The following is a 24,776-nucleotide window of genomic DNA, read 5'->3' on the forward strand; positions in this document are numbered from 1 at the left end:
CGCGACGGGAGCGAGGGGCGGCGTTTACACCGGGGGGCGATCCGGGGCAAGAGCGCTGCCATGACCCACGCAGAACCGCAACGTCACGCCCAACCGACAGGCCGTCCCGGCGCCGGGGCCGTTCTGGCCGAACAGATGGATGAGGCGGGGGGCAAACGCGCCAAGAGCCGCAACATCCGTCCGCTGGGACGACTGCTGCCTTTTCTGGGACGGCACAAGCTGGATGCGGGCATTTCCGCGCTCTGGCTGATCGGCTCGACCATCGCCTCCCTGGCCCTGACGGCGACGGCGCGCGGCGCCATCGATCAGGGGTTTGAGAACGGCGGCGCCGACATCGACAAGTGGTTCCTGATCCTGGGCCTCAACGCCGTGATCCTGGGGCTGGCGACGGCGCTTCGCTATTTCTACGTGACCAAGACCGGCGAGCGGATCATCGCCGACCTGCGCACGGCGTTGTTCCAGCGCATCCTGACGCTGGACCCGGTCTTCTTCGCCCATATGCGCACGGGCGAGGTGCTGTCGCGCCTGACCACGGACATCCAGCTGGTCGACACCCTGCTGACCACCTCCATCAGCTATGCGCTGCGCAACTTCCTGACCCTGATCGGCGGGGTGATCCTGTTGTTCTTCGTCAGCCCCAAACTGACGGCGTTCGTGCTGTTGATCGTGCCCGTGCTGATCGCGCCGCTGTTCGTCTTCGGGCGGATCGTGCGCAAGCTGACGGTGAAGTCGCAGGACACCTTCGCCGGAGCCGTGGGCTTCGCCGGCGAAAGCGTCGACGCCATCGAGACGGTGCAGGCCTTCGGCCGCGAAAAGAGCGCCATCGGCCGCTTCGGCGCAGCGGTGGAGGAGGCGTTCGGCGTCTCCCTGAAGCGGATGCGGGCGCGGGCGGTGATGACCGCCATGATCATCGTCGTCATGTTCGGCGGCGTCACCCTGGTGCTGTGGCTGGGCGCGCAGGACGTCATCGCCGGGACCATGACGCCGGGCGCCTTGCTGCAGTTCGTGCTGCTGTCGGTGTTCGCGGCGGGCGCTGTCGGCGCCTTGGGCGAGAGCTGGGGCGACGTGCAGAAGGCCGCCGGGGCCATGGAGCGGATCGACGAACTGATGCGGGCGACCCCCGCCATTGCACCGCCCGCCAGCCCTGTGGCCCTGCCTCAGCCGCCGCGCGGCGAGGTGTCGATGTCAGCCGTGGACTTCGCCTATCCGGGCCGCCCCGACCTGCCGGCGCTGAAGGGCTTCAGCCTGACCGTGCGACCCGGCGAGACGGTGGCCCTGGTCGGGCCGTCGGGGGCGGGCAAGTCCACGGTCTTCCGTCTGCTGCTGCGCTTCTATGATCCGCAGTCCGGTCTCGTGTCGGTCGACGGGGTGGACGTGCGCGCGGCCGATCCGGTCGCGGTGCGCGACCGCTTCGCCTGGGTGTCGCAGGAAGCGCCGCTGTTCTCGGGCTCGGCCTTGGAGAACATTCGCTTCGGCCGCGAGGCCGCTACGCTGGAGGAGGCCCGCGCCGTCGCCGCCGAGGCCCAGGCGCTGGGCTTCATCGACGCCCTGCCGGAAGGCTTCGACACGCCGCTGGGCGAGCGCGGCAAGAGCCTGTCGGGCGGTCAGCGCCAGCGTCTGGCCATCGCGCGCGCCCTGGTGCGCGAGGCGCCGATCCTGCTGCTGGACGAGGCGACCAGCGCGCTCGACGCCGAAAACGAACGTCTGGTGCAGGCCGCGCTGGATCAGGCCATGTCCGAGCGCACCACCCTGGTCATCGCCCACCGCCTGGCGACCGTGCTGCGGGCCGACCGCATCGTGGTGATGGACGGCGGCCAGGTGGTCGAGCAAGGCACGCACGCCGAACTGGCGGCCAAGGGCGGGCTGTATGCGCGTCTGGCCAAGCTGCAGTTCCAGGGGACGTAAACCTTCTCCTCCCCATGCAATGGGGAGGTGGCGCGGAGCCGTAGGCGACGTGACGGAGGGGCCCCTTGGTTCCGCGGTCCCGGCCCCTCCACCGCTTCGCGGTCCCCCTCCCCATCGCATGGGGAGGAAAGGCGTCAGCGCGCGTTTACGGCAATCGCAGGAAAATCGCTGAATACAGCGTCGACGCCCAGCGCGTAGATCGCCTTCAGCCAGCCCGTCAGGTCGCCATGGTCGGCGGGCGCTGCGCCCCTGCGATACTGCGCGGGCAGGAACAGATTCTCGGTTCGGAAGGTCCAGACTACGACCTTCAAGCCCGCCGCATGGGCGTCAGCCGTCAGCGACGACGACCCTAGCGCGCGCCCTTTGTCGTCGCGCGGGACAACCATCAGATCCTGCACCCCGATGGCGTCAGCGTAGCGGGCGATCTCGGCCAGCCCCTGCGGCGTCGCCATTTCAACATAGGTCGCGCCGGGCCGGTCGGCGGGGCCGCCGCTCGATTGCATCAATTGCAGCAGCGGCGCGTCGATGCGCGCCGCCAGCCGCTCCAGAGTCCCGACCTCAAAGCACTGGATCAGGATGGGGGCGTCAGCGCCGGTCAGACCGTGGCGCTCCAGCGCCGCGACGAAGGCGTCCTCCATCGGCAGGTACATGGCGGCGAAATGGCTGGGGTGCTTCAGCTCCGGCGCGACGCCGATGACGCGGCCGGTGCGGGCGCTGGCGTCGCGGGCGATGGCGACCACTTCCTCGAAGGTTAGGATCGGCTCCTGGCCGTCGAAGGCGGCCGAGGCAGGGCGCAGGGCGGGCAGACGCTCGCGCGCGCGCAGGGTCTTCAACTCGGCCAGGGTGAAGTCTTCGGTGAACCAGCCGGGCACGGGGCGGCCGTCGATGTCGCGGGTCGTGCGGCGAGCGGCGAATTCCTCGTGATCGGCGACGTTGGTGGTCTCGCCGATCTCGTTCTCGTGGCGGACGACCAGGTGGCCGTCGCGGGTCATGACCAGGTCCGGCTCGATGAAGTCCGCGCCCTGTTCGATCGCCAACTCATAGGCGGCGCGGGTGTGCTCCGGCCGTTCGCCCGAGGCGCCGCGGTGGGCGATGACGGTAGGCTTGGCGGAGGGAGCGGACATGGCCGGTTGGCTCGACGACAGGAGGACGGCGGTCAGGATGGCGGCGATCATGCGCGAAGGGTAGGGGCAGCACGTGACAGGCGCGTGATCTCTCCCTCCCCTTCATGGGGAGGGTGGTCGTCGCGGAGCGACGAGCGGGTGGGGAGGGCGGAGCCAGGCATGACAAAGGCGGCGCCACGTTAGCGGCGCCGCCCCCACCCGGCCTCGCCCTTCGGGCTCAGCCACCCTCCCCATGAAGGGGAGGGAGAATTTTGCCTTACGCCTCGCGCAGGATCTTGCGCAGCTTGGCCTGGATGTCGGGGTTGCCGGCGACGATCTGCTTGCCCTTCATCGGATCGCCGTCCTGGTCGATGGTGGTGACGACGCCGCCGGCCTCTGTGACCAGCAAGATGCCCGCCGCCACGTCCCACGGCTGCAGGTTGCGCTCGAAATAGGCGTCGTAGCGGCCCGCAGCGACCCAGGCGAAGTCCAGCGATGCGGCGCCCAGACGGCGGATGCCCGCGACGCGCTGGCCCACGGCGTGGATGTCCTTGATGGCCTGGCCGTGGCCAGTCTTGCCGATGAACGGCAGGCCGGTGGCGATCAGGCACTCGGCCATGTCGGCGCGCCCGGCGGTGCGGATGCGCGTGTCGTTCAGGTAGCAGCCCTTGCCCTTTTCGGCCCAGAACATCTCGTTCATGACCGGGTTGTAGGTGACGCAGGCGACGATCTCGGCCGTGCCGTCGGGGTGCTTGCGCTCCAGGCCCACCGTGATGGCGAAGTGGGGCATGGCGTGCATGAAGTTGGTGGTCCCGTCGATCGGGTCGACGATCCAGGTGTGGGTCTTGTCGGTTCCCTCGATCATGCCGCGCTCTTCGCCCAGGAAGCCGTAGCCCGGGCGGGCCTTCAGCAGCAGTTCGAACAGGGTCTGTTCCGCCTTGATGTCGGCGGCGGTGACGAAGTCGCCGGGGCCCTTGCGGGACACCTGCAGCTGGGACACCTCGCCAAAATCCCTAAGCATCGGGCGGGCGGTCTTGCGGACGGCGTCCATCATGACCTGGAGTAGGGCGGAAGCGAGGGCCATAGGCGGTTCTCCTGATCCGTCGATCCTCAAAAGGCCGCAGCCCGGATGGACGGAGAAGCAAAAGGGGCGCGGACCATCCGCGCCCCTGTAGTCTTAACTTGCCCGACCTTGGCCGGGAAAGGCGGTGTTTTTTAGTCCGCGCGGCGGACGTATTCGCCGGTCGAGGTGTCGACGACGATCTTCTCGCCGGTCGACATGAAGGGCGGGATCATGACGCGGATGCCGTTCGAAGCCTTGGCGGGCTTATAGGACGACGAGGCGGTCTGGCCCTTCACGGTGGGCTCGGTCTCGACGACTTCCAGAACGACCTGTTCCGGCAGTTCCAGACCGATCGGACGCTCTTCGTGCGACTCGATGACGACCTTCATGCCTTCCTGCAGGTAGGGGATGCGGTCTTCGCCGACCCAGCCCTTTTGCAGTTCGATTTGCTCGTAGGATTCGTCGTCCATGAAGACGAGCGTTTCGCCGTTGTCGAACAGGTAGGAGTAGTCGCGCTGTTCCAGCGTGACGCGCTCGACCTTGTCTTCCGAGCGGAAGCGTTCGTTGAGCTTGTTGCCGGTCTCGAGGTTCTTGGCCTCGACGTTGGCGAAGGCGCCGCCCTTGCCGGGCTTGACGTGGCTGGCCTTGGTGACGACCCACAGGCCGCCGTTGTGTTGCAGGACCATGCCGGGCTTGATGGTGTTGGCGTTGATTTTCATGAGAACCGTAGGGCTCGTTGCTGGGGGGCGGCTGGCGCCGACCGCCAGAGCGTGGCGCGCCAAATCGCCGCGAGCCCTAGAGGATAAGGCGAAAAAGGGCAATGGCGCGGGCGCCGCCGCGCGTTGTTTCAGGTCGGGCCGTCCAGGCTGCCCTCAGCCCGATTGGCCAGACGCACGCCGATGCCGGTCGGCGCCGCCAGCTTGGCTGCGCCGGGGTCGAGCTTGCGCGCCTCATGGGCGAAGGCGGCGGCCAGGCCGGCTGAGGACATGGCGGCCAGAATTTGGGTCCAGCGCCCGGTCGGGCGGGCGGCCAGCCAGACGGCGTTGACCGCCTGGGCGACGGCCCACAGGCCCATGGCGGCGTTGCGGCCGGGCCGCGCCGGCGCGTTCCACACGCGCAGAGCCGACAGGGTGGTGGCCGAAAAGACGGCGGGCAGGATCAGGCTGAACGGCCCGCGCGGGCGCTCGGTGATCGGGCCTTCGCGCTTTCGGGCGCCGGACAGGCTACGAGTTTGCGGGGGCACGGCGCGGGTGGCGACCACGGTAGCCGCCAGGGCGAAGCCGACGGTCACCGCCGCGCCCAGGGCGACGTGCCGCCAGTCGCGGCCTTCAGCATTGAGGAAATCCGCTGCGTGATCGCGGGCGGCGTCGAGGGCGTCATCCATGCTGCTCATGCAGCCAAAACAACCGGGCGCGGCGGACGTTCCCGCTCGCTGAAGCCGCGCCCGGCCTTTGGATCAATTGCCGGTGGCGGCGCCGTCGGTGACGATTTCCTTCATGGCGGACTGCAGATAGTTCTGCGCGCCCATCAGCTGGATCAGGCTGTGCTGGTTCTCCAGGAAGTCCACGTGCTCTTCGGTGTCGGCCAGGATCTTCATCAGCAGGTCGCGGCTGACGTAGTCGCGGGCTTGCTCGCACTGGGTGACGGCGTCGCGCGTCGTCGCGCGGCTGTCGATCTCCAGTTGCAGGTCGGCGCCCAGGCACTCGATCGGATCTTCGCCGACCTTCAGCTTGTGCAGGTCCTGCAGGTTCGGCAGGCCGTCCAGGAAGAGGATGCGTTTGATCAGCATGTCGGCGTGCTTCATCTCGCCGATCGATTCTTCGTAGATGACGTTGCCGAGGTGGCTGAGGCCCCAGCTTTCGAACATGCGGGCGTGCAGGAAGTACTGGTTCACCGCCGTCAGTTCGTTGGTCAGCACCGCATTGAGGGTGCGGATGATCGCGGGATCGCCCTTCATGGTCGTCGTCCTTTAAAAGCAGCGGCGAGTCGGTCTTGACGCAAGACCGAGCCTCGGGACCGCCCGTGACGACTACATACCACGGCTTTGCCGTCGCAGCTTATTTGCGAGTTTTTATCACTGCATTGATAATGCGAGTGAAATCCGCTTTCAAAACGGATTATTCCGCCGCCATGGCGAAGGCGGACTGCTGCTCCTGGATCATCTGGCGCATCTCGCACACGCATTTGGCGCATTGCGGCGCGCACTGGTGGCTGGCGAAGATGTCCTTCGGGCGGCTAGCGCCCGCCTCGATGGCGAGGGCGACGTCACGCTGGCGGAGACCGTTACAGTTGCAAACGTACAAGGCGAGGCACCCGGAACTTGAGAATGGCTCGCTATAGCATCTATTAAGGCGGGTGCAAATCATTCTCATGCGCTCTGCGACATTGACGCCGTCGGCGTCGGAGGGCAGGGCGGTGTCATGGCTCGTCAACCGCAAATTCCCGCCCGTCCGCCCTGCCGGCTGTATCTGATCACGCCCTCGGCCCTGCCGGACCTGGAAGCCTTCGCCGTCCAGCTGGAGGCCGCCCTGTCCGCCGGCGACTGCGCCGCCGTGCAACTGCGGCTGAGGGAGGCCTCCGACGATGAGATCCGCGCCGCCGTCGCCCGGCTGAGGCCGATCTGCCAGGCGCACGACGTGGCTCTGATCCTGAACGACCGCCCCGATCTGGCCCGCGCCACGGGCTGCGACGGCGTTCACGTCGGCCAGGACGACGCGTCGCTTGCCGACGCGCGCCGGATTATGGGCGAGGACGCCATGATCGGCGTCACCTGCCATGACAGCCGCCACCTGGCGATGGAGGCGGCCGAGGGGGGCGCCGACTACGTCGCCTTCGGCGCCTTCTACCCCACGCAGACCAAGGACGTCGTGCACCACGCCGAGCCGGGTATCCTGACTATCTGGCAGGAAACCATGGAGACGCCCTGCGTCGCCATCGGCGGGGTGACGGTCGAGAACGCCGGCGGGCTGGCGGCGGCGGGCGCGGACTTCGTGGCGGTCAGCGCTGGCGTGTGGCGCCATCCCGATGGCGCCGCAGCGGCCGTGCGCGCCTTCAACGAGGTGCTGAGCGCCGCGTCCTGAAGTCCCGCGTCGATTTCAGGGGATGTTTAGGAACATCGATCAAGATCAGGTCCCGAGACTCTAATTCTGGGCCGGATTGATGAGCATGAGCCGCGCGCTCCACAGGAGTGAGGTCGCACTGGAAGCGACAGCGAAGGGGGCGATCGGGGTTGAAACCCAGGTCCCGCCCAACGCTGATTTCTTCCGCCAGCCGCTGGCGCCCATCCTGACGGCCCTGGGCGTCGCGATCCTGGTGGTGTTGGCGATCAGCTTCGCTCGCACCAACGGACTGATCGCCGGCTTGTGGGGCGCAGGCGGGCTGGCGATGGCCGCCTGGCTGCGCAGCGGCCGCGGTCTTCAATACGATTTGGGTTTCGGCGCCGTTGTGGCGGCGGGGGTGTTCGCGGGCGAGATACTGGCCGGAAACCCTTTGTGGCTTTCGGCCCTGTTCACCCTGAGCAATGTGCTGGAAATCGTGCTTGCGGTCGTGCTGACGCGCCGAATGGTGACGGGCCTGCACGTCGATAGCGTCCAGGGGCTAGCCCGGTTTTGGACCATATGCGCCATCGCCCCTCTTCCGGCGGCGTTGCTGGCCTGTGTGGCTGTGGCGAACGTCGGCGGACAGGATTCCCTCGACGCCTTCCGCATTTGGTGGAGCGGCCACGCCCTTGGATTCGCCGTGATCGGCGTCGTCGGGCTGAGCCTGCGCAAGGCGCATTGGCAAGTGTTGAAGCAACCGGCGCGACTGGCCGAAGGTCTCGGCCTCGGCGCCCTGCTCGGGGGAGCCTGCTATGCGCTCTTTTCCCATCTTAGCCTGCCGTTCGGCTTCTTGCTGCTGCCCTTGATCCTGCTCGCAGCGGTAAGGTTCCGCGTCATCGGAGCCGCATGGGCTCTGTTAATGGTGTCGGTGGTCGCCATCGGCGGCACGATGGCGGGGCACGGGCCCTATCATCAGTTCGCAGCCGAGGATCGCGCCTTGTTGGCGCAGCTTCTGGTGCTGCTGGGCTATATGCCGATCCTCGTGGTCGCCGCCCTGCTCGAGGAGCGCGACCAGTTGATGCAGCGCGCCAAGGAGGGACGATTGCGCGCCGAACGGGCATCGGCCGCCAAGTCTCGGCTGCTGGCTAATGTGGCTCATGAGATCAAGAGCCCCGTCGGCGGCGTCATCGGCATCGGCGAACTGTGGGCGGGCGGCCATCTGGGCCAGGTGACGGACAGCCAGGTCGAAATGGCGCAGATGCTGGTCAAGACGGCGCGCCAGATCGAGGCGCTGACGCATGATCTGCTGGATGTGGCGCGCGCCGAAGCCGGGGCGGTCAAGGTCGACCTGCGGCCGACCGAGGTCAGCGGCGTACTGGAAGACGTGCGCCGGTCCATGGCGCTGTTGCCAGAGGCGGAAGGCCTGCGGATCGACGTGATCGCCGATGGCGACGCCCTGGTGGCGATGGCCGACTCCCAGCGACTGACGCAGGTGGTCGGCAACCTGGCCAGCAACGCCATGAAATACGGCGCGTCGGGCGGGGTGGTCGTTCTGCGGGCGGCATGGAGCGGCGACCGCATCCGCATTGAGGTGATCGATCGGGGGCCGGGCCTGTCGGAAGACAAGCAGGCTCAGCTTTTCGAGCCGTTCAACCGCCTGGGCCTGGATCGCTCCAGCATCGAAGGGCACGGCGTCGGCCTGACGCTGGCCAAGCGGCTGGTCGAACTGCAGGGCGGCGATATCGGCGTGCATTCCGTGGTCGGGCAAGGGGCGACGTTCTGGGTGGAGATCCCGGGCGTCTGAAACAGCTCCGCTGATATGGCCGCTTGACCCGGCGCGGCCCGGGCCGCCAATGTCAGAGCCATGAAAGCCGCTCTCGTCGCCCTGTCGCTTATCGCCCCGCTGGCGGTCGTTGCGACCCCCGCCGCCGCCCAGCCGGACCCGGACGAGCGCGCTCGCATCGAAGAACTGACGCGTCGCCTGAACGGCGCCCCGCCCGCTCCGCAATCGACGGCGCCGTCACGCCCCGCCTCGGCGCCTGCGACCCACACATCTGCGACCCAGACATCTGTGGCCCAGCCCCCGGCCGGGCCTGCCGCCCGCCAGGACCCGGAAGAACGCGCCCGGATCGAAGAACTGACCCGTCGCCTGAACGGCGCTCCGCCAAGGGCTGAGCCGGGAGCTGTTTCTCCGCCGCGCCCGACCCCGGCGCCTGCGCCCCAGCGCGTCGAGCCGATCCGTCGTCCGCCCGCCTCTGCGCCCGCACCGGCCGCCGTCCAGCCCCAAACTCAGCCCCGCCCGGCGCAACCCGCCCAGGAGACGCCGGTTCGACGATCGACGACGACCCAGGCGCCGCCCGCCTCGGCCCCGCCGGCGACGCCGAGGCCCGCACCCTCTGCGCCCGCGCCGCAAGGTCTGAGCGCCGCAGAGCGGGCGGCTCTTCCGTTCCGCATCGACCTGCCGCCGGGCTTCCAACTGGTCGAAGGCCGGTCGGGCCCCAACGCTCACGTCTATTCGGCGCGCAAGGCGGGCAAGACCTATCTGATGGTCTACGCCGGGCCGTCGTCGCAGTTTCCCATCTATGACGGCGAGCAGGTGACGGCCGGCGGCCGCATCTCCGTGGTGACGACCGAAGGGCCGCGTCGCATCGCGATGGAACACCTCTTCCAGCGCTCGGCGCAGCCCGCCGAGATTCACGTCTGGGTGATGGCCCAGGACGGCGCCGATCGCGACGAGGCCGAGCGAATCGCCCAGACGGTGGACCCGAAATAGGGTCTAGTTTTCAGACCAGACGGCCAGTTCGTTGCCGGACGGGTCGCGGAAATGGAAACGACGCCCGCCGGGGAAGGCGAAGATGGCGTGGGTGATCGCGCCGCCAGCCGCCTCGACCTTGGCCTGCATGGCCTCCAGATCATGGGCATAGAGGATGGGCAGGGGCTTGGGCGTCATGGCGTCGGGGGTGAAGCCGCCGTCCAGCCCCTCGCTGAACGCCGCATAGTCCGGGCCATAGTCCTGGAAGCGCCAGCCGAACGCCTCGGCGTAAAACGCCTTGTGCGCCGCCAGATCCGTCGCGGGCAGTTCGAGATAATCCAGCTTGCCGTCTTCGCGCATGGCGACTCTCCGAGAGAAATGGAGACGGACGCTTGCACGACGGCCGACTCTGCGCAAACCTGCAAATGGTTCGCAAATGCAGGAGTTGGCCCATGATCGTTCTGAGCGCCGGATGCGCCTGCCTGGCCTCGCTGATGCAGCGGGATGCGAACGGAAGACGCGGGCCTGATACAGAACGGGCGCCGATCGAACCCGACCGACGCCCGCGTCTGATTTCAAAGAACGGCGGCGATCAGCGCGCCATCTGGGTCTCGCCTGCGCGCCACACGCGATAACGCACCTCGACGTCCGACGGGGCGTAGACCACCACGGGCAGGCGCGAGTTATAGCGGATCAGCGGCTGTTCCTGCGTCGTCACGAAGGCTTGGCGCTCAGAACCCGGAGGGCAGCCCATCAGGGTGCTGGCCGCGTTCCCCAGGGCAGGCAGGACATAGTAGTTGTAGCCCCAGCCCTCGGCGGTGCGGGTTTCAAGGCGGCCGCCGAAGAACTGACGGTTGCAGTCGACCGTCTGGGTCTTGCCCAGGATCAGTTCGACCTTCAGCGCGTCCTCGTCCGACTGGGCCGGCAGGTTGATGACGTGGCGGGTCTGACCCGCCGTTGCGGCCGGGAAGGCCTTGAGGTCAGCGGAACCGGCCTGGCCGGCGACAGTGTCGTTCTGGGGCATGGCGCCTTCCGCCTGGGCCGTGGCGCAGGCGGCGAGGCTGAGAACGGCGACGCCGGCGGCGAGCAGGGCAGGGAGTTTCAAGGGGGAGGTCTCCACAGTTAGCTTGACCGCGGACAACGCCACAGGATCAGGGCAGTTCCACGGCCATGGCCACAGCTTCGCCGCCGCCGATGCACAGCGAGGCCACGCCCTTCTTGCCGCCGCGCGCCTGAAGCGCCGCCAGCAGGGTGGACAGGATGCGTGCGCCGGACGCGCCGATAGGGTGACCCAGGGCGGTCGCGCCGCCGTTGACGTTCAGTTTGGCGCGGTCGATGCCCAGTTCCTGTTGGGCGATCATGGCGACGACAGCGAAGGCCTCGTTGATCTCCCACAGATCTACGTCCTCGACCGACCAGCCGGCCTTCTTCAGCGCCTTCTGCATGGCGGGGACCGGGGCGGTGGTGAACAGGCCCGGCTCATGGGCGTGGGCGGCGTGGCTGACGACGCGGGCGACGATGGGCAGGCCCAGGGCCTTGGCTGTGCTCTCGCGCGTCATGACCAGGGCGGCGGCGCCGTCCGAGATCGAAGAGGCGTTAGCGGCGGTGATGGCGCCGTCCTTGGTGAAGGCGGGGCGCAGGGTGGGGATCTTGGCCGGGTCGGCCTTGCCGGGCTGCTCGTCCTCGCTGACCGTCACCGGGCCCTTGCGGGTGGCGACCTCGACCGGGACGATCTCGGCCTTGAAGGCGCCCGAGGCGATGGCGGCCTTGGCGCGGGTCAGGCTCTCGATGGCGTATTCGTCCATCTGCTCGCGGGTGAACTGATACTGGGCCGCCGCATCCTCGGCGAAGACGCCCATGGCCTTGCCGGGCGAATAGGCGTCCTCCAGGCCGTCCATCATCATGGAATCGACGATGACATCGTGGCCGATGCGGGCGCCGCCGCGGTGCTTATTCATCAGGTAGGGGGCGCCGGTCATCGACTCCATGCCGCCCGCGACGATGACTTCGGCCGTGCCGGCCAGCAGGGCGTCGTGCGCCATCATGGCCGCCTGGAGCCCTGAGCCGCACATCTTGTTCACCGTCGTCGCCTCGACGTGCTTGCCGAGGCCTGCGCCGATGGCGGCCTGACGCGCCGGGGCCTGACCCAGGCCGGCGGGCAGGACGCAGCCCATGAAGATCTGCTCGACCTTTTCAGGCGCGACGCCTGCGCGCTCGACAGCGGCCTTGACCGCGACAGCGCCCAGATCGGTGGCCTTGACCGGCGACAGCGCGCCCTGGAAGCCGCCCATCGGCGTGCGGGCGAAGGAGCAGATGACGACGGGATCAGCGGCGGCGGTCATGAGGGGCGTTTCCGTAAGTGAATCGTTTCGCGGGGGATTAGGGGAGGCGAAGGCCCGCTGGCAAGCGGGGCGGCTTACAGCAGCTTGCGTCGCTGGCGGGCCAGGGCCAGCGGGCGGCCGTCTGCGCCCCAGGCGATGGCCTCGTCCACCGACCAGCCCAGGCCGTGGTCCAGCAGGCGGTATTCGAAGAAGGCCCAGCCATCCGGCGCATTGTCGGGCGTCGGATCGTTCAGAAAGTCGCAGCGCAGGTCCACCGTCGTCATCATCGGCGGCGCCTTGAACGCGGTCCAGGCGGGCGGATAGAGGGCGTCCAGCAGGTAGCACATCCGCAGCTCGTCCAGCGGCGCCCCGTCCTTCACCCGCATCCAGACCCGCTCGACGACGGGCTTGGCTTCATTGCCGCCCAGGATGTTGGGGCCGCCGTCAAAGCGATAGTCGACGTGCTGGGCGAAGCGCGGCGCCATCGGGCCGCTGATGCCCGGCGCGTCCTTCAGGCTGTCCAGCGAGGGCGGCGTCGCCAGCAGCGGCGTCAGAGGCGCGGGCGTCGGCCCGTCGGCGCCATAGGTGGCGCTGGCGTGATGGGTCAGCCTTGATCCCTGCCCGCCCTCGACCGCGGCATAGGCGACGTTGCGGCCGCCGCGCAGCATCCGGGGCCGGAAGTGCAGGGACTGGCCGTAACGGGCGGCGGCCAGATACTGGACCGTCAAACTGCGCAGCGGCGCCTCAATCCCCAGTCCCTGACGCATGGCCCCGGCGCACAAGGCCGCCAGCAGGCCGCCGAAGGGAAAGCCCGCTTCGGGCGGGGCGCTGATCGGGCCGTTGGAGAACTCGCCGGACAGGGTGGCGGCCAGAACCCCTTCATCCTCGGGCGTCAGGCGGAAGGCAGCGTGGATCAAGTCGGCTTCGGTCATCACACAACATCGAAAAGCGGAGGCGGAAACTGCGACAGCGCCGCCCCCGAGTCGAGGAAGGATATGGCCCCGGGGCGGCCATGTCCGTTGCAAATAGAAACTGACTGACTCCGTCGCGATTGGCAACCCTTGTCAAACGGCTGACGCGGGGTCACTTTCCGGGAAATGGGACGCACCGCCGATTATTCGCGCCAGAGCTGCTCGGTCGCCGCCACCCTCGAGGTGATCGGCGACCCGTGGACCATGCTGGTCATCCGCGACGCCTTCAACGGCGTCACCCGCTTCGAGCAATGGCAGGACCGGCTGGGCGTGGCGCGCAATGTCCTGGCCGCCCGACTGAAGTCGCTGGTGCGTCATGGCGTGCTGGAGCCGCGCCCCTATTCCGAGCGTCCCCCCCGCAACGAGTACGTGCTGACAGCCAAGGGCAAGGATCTGTATGGCGTCCTGGTCACCCTGAACGCCTGGGGCGCCAAGCATGTCTACGGCGAGGAGCCTTCGGGCATCATCCTGCGTCACAAGACCTGCGGCCATGACCTGCAGCCCCGCATCGCCTGCGGCTGCTGCAATGAGATGGTCCGACCGCGCGACGTCGAAGTCGTCTTCGCCGAGAACCGCGCGACCGTAGGCGAGGTCATGCCGGCCGATGACAAGGCGGCGTAGGCGTCAGACAGCAACCGCCGTGGTGGACGCGATAAATCCGCCGCCCAGCACGCGCTCATCGTCGGCCGGGTCGTAGAGGACGCAGGCCTGGCCAGGGGCGACGCCTTCCTCGCCCTGATCGAACACCACCTGAACGGCGTCCTCCACGAACATGAGCCGGGCTGAGGAGGGCTGGCGCGTCGAGCGAACGCGGGCCAGCACCGGGGCGCCGTCGCGGGCGGCCTCCTCGATGGTGGCCTGGTCGCCCAGCCAGTTGGTTTCCTCCAGCGTCAGGCTGGCGGTCAGCAGGGCATCGCGCGGGCCGACGATGACGCGGCGGTTGTCAGGGTCCAGCTTGACCACGAACAGGGGCTCGCCCACGGCGACGTTCAGTCCCCGGCGCTGGCCGATGGTGTAGTCGGTGATGCCCGAATGGCGGCCCAGCACCCGGCCGTCCATGTGGACGATGTCGCCCGCCTCGCGTCCCTGCGGCCGCAGCCGGTCGATCAGGGTGCGGTAGTCGCCGGTCGGCACGAAGCAGATGTCCTGGCTGTCCGGCTTGGACGCGATGCGCAGGCCCAGCGACGCGGCGACGCCGCGCACCTGGGGCTTTTCCAGATCGGCCAGGGGGAAGCGCAGATAGTCGAGCTGATCCTGCGTCGTGGCGAACAGGAAGTAGGACTGGTCGCGCGAATGATCGACCGCCTTGCGCATCTGCGAGCGGTTGCCGTGGGTCGCGCGGCGGACGTAGTGGCCGGTCGCCATGGCCTCGGCGCCCAGATCGCGCGCGACGTCCAGCAGATCGCGGAACTTCACCGTCTGATTGCAGCGGATGCAGGGGACCGGCGTTTGGCCCTTCAGATAGGAGTCGGCGAATTGGTCGATCACCGCGTCCTTGAACCGGCTCTCGTAGTCGAGGACATAGTGTGGAATGCCGATCAGATCGGCGGCCAGACGGGCGTCGTGAATGTCCTGACCGGCGCAGCAGGCGCCCTTCTTCTTCAGCGCCTCGCCGTGGTCGTAGAGCTGAAGGGTCACGCCCACCACGTCATAGCCCGCCTTGTGCAGAAGGGCGGCGACGACGGTGGAATCCACGCCGCCCGACATCGCGGCGACCACGCGCGCGCCCTGCGGCAGGCCCACGGCCAATCGCACGCTCTCGATCGCGGCGTCCATGTCGGCTTGCGACATGGGGGCGATGTCGGGAACGGAGCAGAGGATGTCGTCGGTCAGGGCGTCCATAGTCATCGCCGCCATTTAGGCCTTAAGGCGCGCGATTTCGAGGCCTGGCTTAAAACGATGGCGCGCCAATGAAAAAGACCGCCCCGTTTCTGGAGCGGCCGTGATCATGCGGTCAGGCGAAACAGCCTAGTCGCGATAGCTCTGGATACGCGTGGTGCGCAGGCCCTGCATGCCCCATTTGTCGATGGCCTTCTGCCAGGCCAGGAACTCCTCGGCCGTCAGGCGATACTTCTCCAGGGCGTCTTCCAGGCTGATCAGCCCGCCGCGCACCGCGGCCACCACCTCGGCCTTGCGCCGGATGACCCAGCGGTTCGTGTCCGAGGGCGGAAGGTCGCGCAGGGTCAGGGGCGTGCCCGTCGGCCCGACCACGTACTGTTCGCCGTTACTGTTAAGGCGTCGCTCTTGCAGCATGGGCTTAAGCCTCTTTCACCACCACCATAGACGCGCAGGCTAGGCCCCCGCCCGCTAAAGGGCGTTTAAGCGTCGTGGTGAAGGAATGGCTAAGACGCATCCGTCCGGCCGGGCGCCTTCTGCGCCGCCTAAAGGAAGGATTCATCGAGTCTAACGAGACCTTGCTCATGGATTCCTGTTGGCCGATCATCGCTTGATGTTGATCAGCTCCGCCAGCATCTCGTCGGCGGTGGTGATGATCTTGGACGAGGCCGAATAGGCGCGCTGGGTGGTGATCAGGCCGGTGAACTCCGTCGACAGGTCGACGGTCGAGGCTTCCAGCTGTTGCGCGCCCAACAGGCCTGCGCCGCCCGTGCCGGGGGCCTTCAGGTTGAAGGTGCCTGAGTTCTGGCTGACCCGGAAGGCGTTGCCCGCGACTTCGGTCAGGCTGTCGGCGCTGGGGAAGGTGGCCAGGGCGACCTGGGCGATCTTGCGCATGACGCCATTGTCGAAGATGGCGGTGACGAAGCCGGCCTCGTCGATCTTCACCTCGGTCAGGTTCCCGAAGGCGGTGCCGTTCGTATAGGTGGCCTGGACGATGGAGGTGCTGTCGTACTGCGTCAGGCCGCCAGTGGAAGCGGCCAGGTCGAAAGTGATGGTCTGGGCCGCTAGACCTTCCGAGCCAGACCAGACGCCGTTATCGTCGGGGCCTGGCGCAGCGCCAGAGGCGGCGAGGGTGATGGTAGCCTTGGTCGTATCAGGAAAAAGCGCGTTGGGGCCGGCAAAGCCGGTGTCCAGACGGCCGTCCGGTAAGAACTTCACCAGACCGCTTTTCAGCGGCAAGTCCGCGTTTTCGACTGAGCCGTCCGGGGCATGAATTTCCGCGAACCAAGTATTGGGCTCATCGGCCTTCTTTAGGAAGGAGATCGTCATCATTCGCGCTCCGCCCTTGGAGTCGGACACCGGCACGCTGATCTGAAAGTCCGCCCTGGTTCCCTGATTGGGCGCGGCCGGGTCATAAGAGGCCATGGAGCGAGTGGCTGAGGTTGGATCATAAGCGAGCAGACCCGGAGGGGTGAGCGCGGCCTGCTCGGCAGCCTCTGACGGTCTCTGACTGGATTTCAGGTTGGCGTTCAGACCGACGCGGGTCGTCGGTTCGGCGGCGCCGCCGACCGAGCCGACGTTGATGGTGCGCAGACGCGTCATGTCGGACGGGTCGACATTGACCGTGCCATCGGCGGCTACTGGCCAGCCCTGCAGATACAGGCCCGAGGTGTTCTGCAGATAGCCCAGATCGTCGATCTTGAAGGCACCCGCGCGAGTGAACAGACGCGTGTCGGACGGGGCCAGGTTTTCGGACTTTTCGGTGACGACGAAGAAGCCCTGACCGGCGATGGCCAGGTCGGTGCCCGAGGTGGTGCGCTGAAGTTGGCCCGCCTGGCTGATGAAGTGACGGGCGGTCGCCTGAACCCCGCCGGCGGAATAGCCGACGCCCTGGGTCTGGGCGTTGACGACGGTGGAGAACTCCGTCGCCGCACGCTTGTAGCCGACCGTGTTCACATTCGCGATGTTCTGCGAGATCGTCGAAAGGGCCGCGGCGTTCGCGGTCAGGCCGGACACGCCGGCCAGCATGGCGCCGTTGATGCTCATGGCTGGGGTTCCTTACGAGAGAAGATTGAAGGGGTTGAGTTTCGAAGCCAGGGCGCTGAGCGCGCCTGCGTCCTCGTTGGAATCGGGTTTGGCGGCGGCCTTCTGCTCCTCCAGCGCAATCAGGCTGGACACCGGCATGATCGACTTGCCGATGACGACGAAGGGGGTGTTGTCGTACATCTCGACCCCGGTGACGCGGCCGCGGATCAGCACCTGGCTGCCGACATCCTTGCCCGCGCCGTCCTTGGCGACGACCTTCAGCGTATAGACGCCGCCATCGTCCACCTGGCCGCCGCCGGTGGTCTTTCCGTCCCACTTGAAGTCATGCAGGCCGTTGGTCTTGTCCGGCGCCGGGCCGCTCCAGACCACCTTGCCCGAGGCGTCCAGCACCTGAAGCGTGGCGTCGGTCGCATCGGACGCCAATTCATAGCTCCAGCTGGCTTCGCCGTCCTCGAAGCGGGTGGCGGACCAGACGGCGGTGGCGTCCTTGCCGATATAGGGCGCGGCGCCGGTCAGGCCGTCGCCCTGCTGGGCCTTCAGCAGACCGGTCAGCAGGTCGTTGGTCAGCAGTTGCTGCTCGACGCCCGCCATCTGCGTCAGCTGGGCGGTGAACTCGTTGGAATCGACCGGCGACAGCGGGTCCTGATTCCTGAGCTGGGTGGTCAGCAGCGACAGAAAGGTCTGGAAGTTGGAGGCCAGCATCTGGCCCCCGGCGTTCACCCGGCCTGCGGCGTTGTTGGTGGAGACGGCGTCAACCATCGTCAGACCTTCAGATCGACGCGGTCAGGCGTCAGGGAAAGGGATGTCCAGGCGCTGGGCGGCGGAACGAGAGAATCGGCCTCTGCAGCCAGGCGGGCGGCGCCGGTGAAGGCGCGGCGGTCGGGCTGGCGCTCGAAGGCCCCGCCGCCGAAGCCGGACGAGGGGTCGCGCTCGGCGAACTCCAGGTCGTCGCTCGACAGGTGCAGCCCCGCCTCCATCAGCTGGCGACGCAGTTCATCGGCGCGGGCGCGCAGATCGGCCGCCGCCGCCGGGGTGTCGAAGGCCAGACGGGCCGTGACCTGACCATCGGACTCGATCTCAAGGCTGACATCGACCCGGCCCAGACCCTCGGGCGTCAGCGCCATGTCGAAGCGGGTCGAGCGGCCGTCCAGCTTCTTGATGATCTGGGCGGCGATCTGGGCTGTGGTCTCGACCGTGGCGCGCGATAGCTGCGACAGGCCCAGGTCGCGCGACGCGGCAGACGCCTCGGGCCCGACCGTTTCGGCGAAGGCCGGGGGCGGAACCGGCGCGTCCGCGTCAGCCGAAGGCGGGGCGAGCGCGGGCGGGGGCGCGGTTGGCGCGGCGGGCGATGCTGCGGGGGAGGGCCGAGCGGCGGGCGCTGTGGCGGCCGCCGGATTATCGGTTGACGTGAGGCGCTCGGCCGATGACCGCTCCGAGCCGCCCTCCGCCCACTCTGATGCTTGGATGGCTTCGCGCGCTGAGGCCAGTCGCTCTCCGGCGCCCGAGCGGAATCCGGTCACGCCCGGCAGGGTGGGGATCGGGCTGGACGACGCAGGCGAGGCGGGACGGGCGGGCGCGACAGCCTCGGTCGGCTCCTCGCCTTCGGCAGGCGGGCCATCGGCTGGGGCGTCTGACTCCTCGGCGCCGACGGCAGGCGACGCCTTGGAGACTGAAACAACGCCGGGAACGGACAGGGCTGCGGGCTCGGTCGCAGCGGGCGTCTCAGGGACTGTCGGACCGGCGGGGGCGGGGAATGCGGATAGAGCGAGAGCGGCCTGAACGACAGGCGCGGCGACGAGGGACGCGTCTGCGTTCGGCGTCTCCGCTTCGGGAGACGCATCGGCAATTTGTTCTAGCACGGGCTGTTCGGGCGCGGGGGGCGTGTGCAGCGGCGCGCTGTCGCTTTCACCTGCCAGCGCCGGTCCGCTGCTGGCAAGCTGTTGAGGCTCAGGCGCCGGAGCGAACCAGATCGGAATCATGGCGATGGCCGCGCCCATGTCCTCGGGCTCAGTTTGCGCGGCGGGCGCCCTGACGGGCGAGGGAGCGGCGGCTGGGGCCTCGCCCGTCTCTTCCTTGAGCATCAGGTCCGCGAACATGGCGCTGTCCGCCGCCGCCTCGATTGAGGCGTCCGGGCCCGCGCCGTCGGGGGCGGCGGGCGTCAGAACAGACAGGATGCTGAGGGCGGACATGCGGAGGCAGGCGCTTTCGGTCGGTAGGGCGGCGCCTGCTGCGCCTGGGTCATTCGGCAAAGCCTCCGCAAGCCCCGGGCCAGATGCGGGTTTAGGTGCCAACTCGTTGATATAACTGTAGGTTCTGTCTCGACGACACGTTGCCCGCACTTGCCGCCGCCGGGCGCTTCTTGCCGCGCCTGTCGCTTTTTGCCGGGCGAGCAAGGCGTCACGCGACTTGGCCCGCGCCTTGCCTCCCTCACCTGGGAACGCACAGGGGCCGAATGCCGATGTCGAGGAAAATCAAAGAGATGGTCAGAAGGCCCGCTCAATTCGCCGGGCAAGATCTGCACGCTTGCCTGCAAGGCTTGCCGAGCGCGCGCCCGTCGATCCGCCCATCGATCAGCCTGGGCGCAGGAGCCGTCTGATGTCCCTCAACTCGATCATGAACATCGCCACCTCGGGCATGAATGCGGCCCAGACGCAGCTGCGGGTGGTTTCGGACAACGTCTCCAACGTCAACACGCCCGGCTATGTCCGCAAGATCGCCGACCAGCAGTCCTGGGCCAGTCAGGGCGTCGGCGCCGGCGTCGAGATCGCCCGCATCCGCCTGGCCACCGACCGCTTCCTGCAGGCGGCCAGCCTGAACGCCAGCGCCGACGCCGGGCGCCAGACGGTGCGCTATGAGCTGTATGACCGCATCCAGTCGATGTTCGGCGACCCCGGCGCCAACAGCGGTTTCTTCTCGCAGATCGACAGCGTCTTCGCCGCCTTCGCCGCCTCGGCCGAAAATTCAACCTCAGGCCCCGCGCGTCAGGACGCCATCTGGAAGACTCAAGGGCTGTTCGACGAAGCGGCCCGCATCAACAGCCAGATCCAGTCGGTGCGCGAAGACGCTGACGCCCGCATCAAGAGCGCGGTCGAGACGGCCAACAGCCTGTTGGAGCAGATCGAAAAGCTGAACGTCGAGATCGCCAAGGCCACGGTGGTCAATGCGGACTCATCGGGCGCCCAGACGGCTCAGGCGGCCCTGATCGACCAGTTGTCCGGCCTGATGGATGTGCGCATCACCGGCCGCGCCGTGGGCGGGGTCGAAATCCGCACGGGCGCCGGCATCCTGCTGGCGGGGCAGGGGGCGGCCAAGCTGGACTATGTGCGCGCGGGCGCTGTCGCGGCCGAGGCGGTGTTCAACGAGATCACGGTCATAGAGCCGCCTGCCGGAAAGGCCCGCTCTCTGGCCGAGGGTCTGGGTTCGGGCGAGATCAAGGGCCTGCTGGAACTGCGCGACGGCGAGGCCCCCGCCACCGCCGAGCGTCTGGCTGAACTCATGTCTCGGCTGGCCGACGAACTGAACCGGGCGCACAACGCCTCCTCGGCCGCGCCGCCGCCGAACAGCCTGACCGGGCGCAATGTGGGCCAGTCGCTGGAGACCGCGCTGGCGGGCTTCACCGGCCGTACCTCCATCGTCATCACCAATGACCAGGGCGTCGCCCTGCATAAGGTGGACCTGGATCTGGCGACGGCGAACCCGGCGACCTTCCTGGCCGATCTGAACGCCCAGCTGGGAACCAACGGCAGCGCCAGCTTCGTCGACGGGCGGCTGAAGATCGAGGGCGCGCCGGGAACGGGGGTCGTGGTGGTCGACGACCCCGCCGCGCCGACGAACAAGGGCGGGCGAGGCTTTTCGCACTTCTTCGGCCTGAACGACCTGATCTCCACCGACCAGCCGGCGATGTACGAAACCGGCATGGCGGGCGCGTCGCAGCATGGCTTCCCGGCGGGCGAGACCATCACCTTCCGCTTCAGCGATGCGGCGGGCGCCAAGCTGCGCGATGTCCAGGTGGCGGTCCCCGCCGGCGGCGACATGACCAGCCTGCTGGCCGCGCTGAACGACCCGATGACGGGCGCCGGACGCATGGGAACCTTCAGCCTCAATGCGGCGGGCGAGATGGCGTTCACGCCCCGGCCCGGTTCCGGAGCCCAGCTTTCGGTGCTGCAGGACCGCACCACTCAGGTTCCGTCCGGCGTATCGATGAGCGCCCTGTTCGGCCTGGGCGGGGCGCGCGCCTCGCGTGCGGACGCCTTTTCAGTCCGGGCGGACATTGTGCGTGATCCCGCGCTGATGGCCTTCGCCAAGGCGGACGCCACGGGCGGTCTGGGCACGGCCGTCGTCGGCCGGAACGACGCGCGCGGCGCCCGGCTTCTGGCCGCTGCGGGCGAGAACGCCACGACCTTCTCGGCGGCGGGCGGATCGGCGGGCGGCTCCATGTCGCTGTCGCGCTATGCGTCCGAACTATCGGGCGAAATCGGCAGCCGCGCCGCTATGGCCAAGAACAGCGCCGTCAGCGCCACGGCTTTGGCCAAGGAGGCGACGGCGCGGCGAACCTCGGTCGAAGGCGTCAATCTGGACGAGGAGCTGGTGCTGATGACCACCTATCAGCAAGCCTTTAACGCTTCGGCGCGCATGGTTCAGGCCGCCAAGGACATGTACGATATCCTGCTGGGGATGGTGCGATGACCCGCGTCTCGACCTTTGGAAACTACCAATCGGCCCTGTTGGACCTGATGTCGGCCCAGTCGCGCGCCGAGACGGCCCAGAAGAAGGTCAACACCCAGAAGAACGCCACCGATCTGGTCGGCTTCGGGCGGGGATCGGAAACGGTCAGCGCGCTGAAGTCCAGCCAGACCCGCATCCAGACCTTCATCGACACCAACAAGGCCGTCGCCGCCCGGCTGGAGACCCAGGACCTGGCGATGGACCGCGTCGCCGACGCCGCGACCGCCGCGCGCCAGGCCCTTGCCGACGCCATCGCGGCCGGACGCATGGACGCGCTGATGGGCTCGCTGGAAAGCCTGTTCATGGAGGCTCAGGACGGGCTGAACATGAAGCACCAGGGCAAATATCTGTTCGGCGGCGGGGCTTCTGACCGCGCGCCCGTGGACCTGCCTGACATCCCTGGCCAGCCTGGCGCGACCATGATGGCCAAGCTGGCCGCTTTGCCTGATGAGAATGCGGCCTTCCGCAACGATCAGCTGAAGCAATCGTCCTGGCTGGACGAGAACGTGTCGATGGACACCGGCTTCCTGGCCGACGCTATGGGAGCGGAGTTGTTCGCCATCTTCCGCGACATTCAGCTGGCCCATGAGGCGGCGCCGCTGGAAGGACAGATGACCGATGCGCAGAAAGCCTTTCTGACGACGCAGATGGGGCGCTTCGAGGCGGCGGCGAAGGGCGTCGTTGAACTGCAGGCCGCCAACGGCGGAATGCAGAACCGGGTGGATCGCCTGCTGGAGTCGCAGGAGGCGCGCAAGATCTCGGTCGACACCATCCTGTCTGGCAAGACTGACGCCAACATGGCCGAGGCGGTTGTGGAGCTGGAGATGGCCCAGGTCGCCCTGCAGGCTTCGGCCCAGGTGATCAGCCAACTCCGGCAGGTCTCGCTGCTGGACTATCTGCGCTAGGCCTTTGCTTTTCGACGCCTCTGAACAAAAATCGCCCCACGACGTTCACAAAGCTGCGCCGTGATGGGGGAGGGCTTGGCTTGCGTTCAGCAAGGCCGGAAGAGATCAAGAGTTGTCATCAGTCGTTGACGTCCGGCGAAAAGCATAGCTTTAAGCCGCGTAGGCGCGCGAACGGGCCTGTGTCAGTGTCGAACTCATGAAGCGGGCGGATTTCCAGATTGAGGATCAGCAGGATGGCCAGACGCGCTTGCGCCTGGCCGGGGACTGGTCGACCGTGTCCGTCGGCCGTCTCGGCGACCGGCTGATAGCCGAGCTTGACGGTCGGCCGGTCACGGTTCTGGACCTGGACGACCTCGGCCGTTTCGATACCGCGGGCGCTCTGGCGGTGGCTCAGGCCATGAGCAGACCCATTCCCGAATCCGCCTGGTCTGCACGGCCCGAAGCGGGTCGGCTGTACCGCATGGTGGCCCGGCTCGACTGTATGACGACCGAGCCGCCCCGCCGGGCGGCGCCAATGACGCGCGGCTTCGCCAAGGTCGGGCGGGGCGTCTACGATTTCGGCGCCGAGGCGATGTTGTCGCTTGCGTTCCTGGGCCGGCTGATGGCCGCTATGGTCACGACGCTGAAGCATCCCGGCAAGATCCGTTGGGCCGCCTGGTTCAGCCAGGCCGAGCGCACGGGGCTGGACGCCATTCCCATCGTGGTGGTGACCAACTTCTTCATTGGCGCAGTCGTGGCCTTCATCGGCGTGGACCTGCTGACCCAGTTCGGCGCCGGAGTCTTCTCGGTGCAGTTGATCGGCGTCGCCGTTTTCCGCGAGTTCGCCGTGGTGATCACGGCGGTGCTGCTGGCGGGCCGCTCGGCCTCGTCCTTCGCCGCTGAAATCGGCTCCATGCGCATGACGCAGGAGGTGGACGCCATGCGGGTCATGGGGGTCGATCCCTTCCAGGCCCTGGTCATTCCGCGTCTGGCGGCCCTGCTGGTGATGCTGCCGCTGCTGACCTTCCTGGCGATGGTGGGCGGACTGTTGGGCGGGGTGCTGGTGTCGTGGAGCCAGCTGAACCTGGGCCCGGTCTTCTTCTTCCAGCGGCTGGTCGAGGACGGTTACATGCCGACCCACATGATGGTGGGCCTGATCAAGGCGCCCGTCTTCGCCCTCGTCGTCGCGGCGATCGGTTGCCGACAGGGCATGTCGGTGGCGGGGGACGTCGAAAGCCTGGGGCGCCGGGTCACGGCGGCCGTGGTGCAGGCCATCTTCGCCATCATCCTGCTGGACGCCGTCTTCGCCCTGATCTTCATCGAGCTGAAAATATGACGGCCGAGACGCGCAAACCGGACGACCGCGAGGCCGTCATTCAGGTGCGGGGCCTGCTCAGCCAGTTCGGCGAGCGGGTCATCCACCAGGACCTGGACCTGGACGTGATGCGCGGCGAAGTGCTGGGCGTCGTCGGCGGGTCGGGCACGGGCAAGACGGTGCTGCTCAACTCCATCATCGGCCTGAAAGAGCCTGAAGGTGGGGAGGTGCGTCTGTTCGGCGAGGACCGCAGCGCCATGACCAAGGAGGAGGCCGCCGCCGTCGAGCGCCGCACCGGCGTGCTGTTCCAGCAGGGGGCGCTGTTCTCCTCCCTGTCGGTGTTGGACAATGTCGCCTCGCCGCTGGTCGAACATACCCAACTGCCCAAGAACACCATCCGTGAACTGGCCGAGATGAAGGTCGCCATGGTGGGGCTTAAGCCCGAAGCGCTTTATCTGAAACCGGCGGAACTGTCGGGCGGGATGCGCAAGCGCGTCGGCCTGGCCCGCGCCCTGGCGCTGGACCCCGAGCTGGTTTTTCTGGACGAGCCGACGGCGGGGCTGGACCCCATCGGGGCGGCGGCGTTCGACGAACTGATCCGTCAGCTGTCGGACGACCTGGGGCTGACCGTCTTCATGATCACCCATGACCTCGATAGCCTCTACGCCATCTGCGACCAGGTGGCGGTGCTGGCCGATAAACATGTGGTGGCCAAGGCGCCGGTCGCTGAGCTGGAACGCTCGGACCACCCCTGGATCAAGGAATACTTCCTGGGGCCGCGCGGACGCGCCGCCCATAAGACCGCGGCCTGAGGAGG

Annotated in this window: 24 protein-coding genes; 9 read left to right on the plus strand and 15 right to left on the minus strand. The window is 67.8% G+C overall.

Annotated elements, in window-relative coordinates; translation table 11 throughout:
- Positions 1 to 60: 60 nt before the first annotated feature.
- Positions 61 to 1,905, plus strand: a complete 1,845-nt coding sequence (locus tag ACLBV5_RS12220; protein ID WP_447605838.1) for an ABC transporter transmembrane domain-containing protein — start codon at positions 61 to 63, stop codon at positions 1,903 to 1,905.
- A 134-nt stretch (positions 1,906 to 2,039) separates the two neighbouring features.
- On the opposite strand, the gene ACLBV5_RS12225 is transcribed toward ACLBV5_RS12220, so the two are convergent.
- The 6 genes from ACLBV5_RS12225 to ACLBV5_RS12250 form a co-directional block, all read right to left on the minus strand.
- The gene (locus tag ACLBV5_RS12225) at positions 2,040 to 3,080 is read right to left on the minus strand and encodes a glycerophosphodiester phosphodiesterase (RefSeq protein ID WP_447605839.1); all 1,041 of its coding nucleotides are present in this window, start codon (positions 3,078 to 3,080) and stop codon (positions 2,040 to 2,042) included.
- Between the two features lie 205 nt (positions 3,081 to 3,285).
- Positions 3,286 to 4,092 carry an inositol monophosphatase family protein gene (locus tag ACLBV5_RS12230; RefSeq protein ID WP_025978196.1) on the minus strand — a complete coding sequence of 269 codons (807 nt, stop codon included), beginning with the start codon at positions 4,090 to 4,092 and terminating at the stop codon, positions 3,286 to 3,288.
- A 131-nt stretch (positions 4,093 to 4,223) separates the two neighbouring features.
- Complete coding sequence (efp, locus tag ACLBV5_RS12235) at positions 4,224 to 4,790, minus strand: elongation factor P (protein ID WP_025978197.1); 567 nt, start codon at positions 4,788 to 4,790, stop codon at positions 4,224 to 4,226.
- A 128-nt stretch (positions 4,791 to 4,918) separates the two neighbouring features.
- Positions 4,919 to 5,455: a tryptophan-rich sensory protein gene (locus tag ACLBV5_RS12240; protein WP_447605840.1), complete on the minus strand. Its 537-nt coding sequence runs from the start codon at positions 5,453 to 5,455 to the stop codon at positions 4,919 to 4,921.
- A 72-nt stretch (positions 5,456 to 5,527) separates the two neighbouring features.
- A complete protein-coding gene (bfr, locus tag ACLBV5_RS12245) occupies positions 5,528 to 6,028 on the minus strand; it encodes a bacterioferritin (protein ID WP_025978199.1) in 501 nt (166 codons plus the stop codon).
- Between the two features lie 160 nt (positions 6,029 to 6,188).
- Entirely contained in the window at positions 6,189 to 6,374 is a 186-nt protein-coding gene (locus ACLBV5_RS12250; protein WP_025978200.1) for a (2Fe-2S)-binding protein, read from the minus strand.
- Between the two features lie 117 nt (positions 6,375 to 6,491).
- Here ACLBV5_RS12250 and thiE point away from each other — a divergent pair, with 117 nt between their 5' ends.
- The 3 genes from thiE (at position 6,492) to ACLBV5_RS12265 (ending at position 9,882) form a co-directional block, all read left to right on the plus strand.
- On the plus strand, positions 6,492 to 7,151 hold the full coding sequence (thiE, locus tag ACLBV5_RS12255) for a thiamine phosphate synthase (protein WP_447605841.1): 660 nt from the start codon (positions 6,492 to 6,494) through the stop codon (positions 7,149 to 7,151).
- A gap of 85 nt (positions 7,152 to 7,236) precedes the next feature.
- Positions 7,237 to 8,913 carry a sensor histidine kinase gene (locus tag ACLBV5_RS12260; RefSeq protein WP_244093312.1) on the plus strand — a complete coding sequence of 559 codons (1,677 nt, stop codon included), beginning with the start codon at positions 7,237 to 7,239 and terminating at the stop codon, positions 8,911 to 8,913.
- Between the two features lie 60 nt (positions 8,914 to 8,973).
- Positions 8,974 to 9,882, plus strand: coding sequence for a hypothetical protein (locus tag ACLBV5_RS12265; RefSeq protein ID WP_447605842.1), 909 nt, complete (start codon positions 8,974 to 8,976; stop codon positions 9,880 to 9,882).
- A 3-nt stretch (positions 9,883 to 9,885) separates the two neighbouring features.
- On the opposite strand, the gene ACLBV5_RS12270 is transcribed toward ACLBV5_RS12265, so the two are convergent.
- From ACLBV5_RS12270 to ACLBV5_RS12285, 4 genes are all read right to left on the minus strand, one after another.
- A complete protein-coding gene (locus tag ACLBV5_RS12270; RefSeq protein ID WP_278070658.1) occupies positions 9,886 to 10,221 on the minus strand; it encodes a VOC family protein in 336 nt (111 codons plus the stop codon).
- 232 nt (positions 10,222 to 10,453) lie between these two features.
- On the minus strand, positions 10,454 to 10,966 hold the full coding sequence (gene eco, locus ACLBV5_RS12275) for a serine protease inhibitor ecotin (RefSeq protein ID WP_447605843.1): 513 nt from the start codon (positions 10,964 to 10,966) through the stop codon (positions 10,454 to 10,456).
- A gap of 46 nt (positions 10,967 to 11,012) precedes the next feature.
- On the minus strand, positions 11,013 to 12,203 hold the full coding sequence (locus ACLBV5_RS12280; protein ID WP_447605844.1) for a thiolase family protein: 1,191 nt from the start codon (positions 12,201 to 12,203) through the stop codon (positions 11,013 to 11,015).
- 74 nt (positions 12,204 to 12,277) lie between these two features.
- Positions 12,278 to 13,114: an acyl-CoA thioesterase gene (locus tag ACLBV5_RS12285; protein ID WP_447605845.1), complete on the minus strand. Its 837-nt coding sequence runs from the start codon at positions 13,112 to 13,114 to the stop codon at positions 12,278 to 12,280.
- Between the two features lie 165 nt (positions 13,115 to 13,279).
- Here ACLBV5_RS12285 and ACLBV5_RS12290 point away from each other — a divergent pair, with 165 nt between their 5' ends.
- Complete coding sequence (locus tag ACLBV5_RS12290) at positions 13,280 to 13,774, plus strand: winged helix-turn-helix transcriptional regulator (protein ID WP_025978208.1); 495 nt, start codon at positions 13,280 to 13,282, stop codon at positions 13,772 to 13,774.
- A 3-nt stretch (positions 13,775 to 13,777) separates the two neighbouring features.
- Here ACLBV5_RS12290 and mnmA read toward each other — a convergent pair whose 3' ends face one another.
- From mnmA to ACLBV5_RS12315, 5 genes are all read right to left on the minus strand, one after another.
- Positions 13,778 to 15,010: a tRNA 2-thiouridine(34) synthase MnmA gene (mnmA, locus tag ACLBV5_RS12295; protein WP_447605846.1), complete on the minus strand. Its 1,233-nt coding sequence runs from the start codon at positions 15,008 to 15,010 to the stop codon at positions 13,778 to 13,780.
- Between the two features lie 111 nt (positions 15,011 to 15,121).
- On the minus strand, positions 15,122 to 15,406 hold the full coding sequence (sciP, locus tag ACLBV5_RS12300; RefSeq protein ID WP_025978210.1) for a CtrA inhibitor SciP: 285 nt from the start codon (positions 15,404 to 15,406) through the stop codon (positions 15,122 to 15,124).
- Positions 15,407 to 15,592: 186 nt separating this feature from the next.
- Positions 15,593 to 17,035 (minus strand): flagellar hook protein FlgE, encoded by a 1,443-nt coding sequence (gene flgE, locus ACLBV5_RS12305; protein ID WP_447605847.1) that lies wholly within the window; start codon positions 17,033 to 17,035, stop codon positions 15,593 to 15,595.
- A 12-nt stretch (positions 17,036 to 17,047) separates the two neighbouring features.
- Positions 17,048 to 17,794: a flagellar hook assembly protein FlgD gene (locus ACLBV5_RS12310; RefSeq protein ID WP_025978212.1), complete on the minus strand. Its 747-nt coding sequence runs from the start codon at positions 17,792 to 17,794 to the stop codon at positions 17,048 to 17,050.
- Between the two features lie 2 nt (positions 17,795 to 17,796).
- Positions 17,797 to 19,224, minus strand: coding sequence for a flagellar hook-length control protein FliK (locus ACLBV5_RS12315; protein ID WP_447605848.1), 1,428 nt, complete (start codon positions 19,222 to 19,224; stop codon positions 17,797 to 17,799).
- Positions 19,225 to 19,630: 406 nt separating this feature from the next.
- Here ACLBV5_RS12315 and flgK point away from each other — a divergent pair, with 406 nt between their 5' ends.
- The 4 genes from flgK to ACLBV5_RS12335 all read left to right on the plus strand — a co-directional run bounded on the left by flgK (position 19,631) and on the right by ACLBV5_RS12335 (position 24,771).
- Positions 19,631 to 21,721, plus strand: coding sequence for a flagellar hook-associated protein FlgK (gene flgK / locus ACLBV5_RS12320; protein ID WP_447605849.1), 2,091 nt, complete (start codon positions 19,631 to 19,633; stop codon positions 21,719 to 21,721).
- Positions 21,718 to 22,665, plus strand: coding sequence for a flagellin (locus tag ACLBV5_RS12325; RefSeq protein WP_134580219.1), 948 nt, complete (start codon positions 21,718 to 21,720; stop codon positions 22,663 to 22,665). Before flgK ends, ACLBV5_RS12325 begins: the two co-directional genes overlap by 4 nt.
- A gap of 196 nt (positions 22,666 to 22,861) precedes the next feature.
- Positions 22,862 to 23,980: an ABC transporter permease gene (locus ACLBV5_RS12330; RefSeq protein WP_025978215.1), complete on the plus strand. Its 1,119-nt coding sequence runs from the start codon at positions 22,862 to 22,864 to the stop codon at positions 23,978 to 23,980.
- Positions 23,977 to 24,771, plus strand: coding sequence for an ABC transporter ATP-binding protein (locus ACLBV5_RS12335; RefSeq protein WP_392352925.1), 795 nt, complete (start codon positions 23,977 to 23,979; stop codon positions 24,769 to 24,771). The genes ACLBV5_RS12330 and ACLBV5_RS12335 overlap by 4 nt, the downstream gene beginning before the upstream one ends.
- The last annotated feature ends 5 nt before the right edge of the window (positions 24,772 to 24,776 follow it).

The organism is Brevundimonas sp. M1A4_2e, assembly GCF_053345555.1.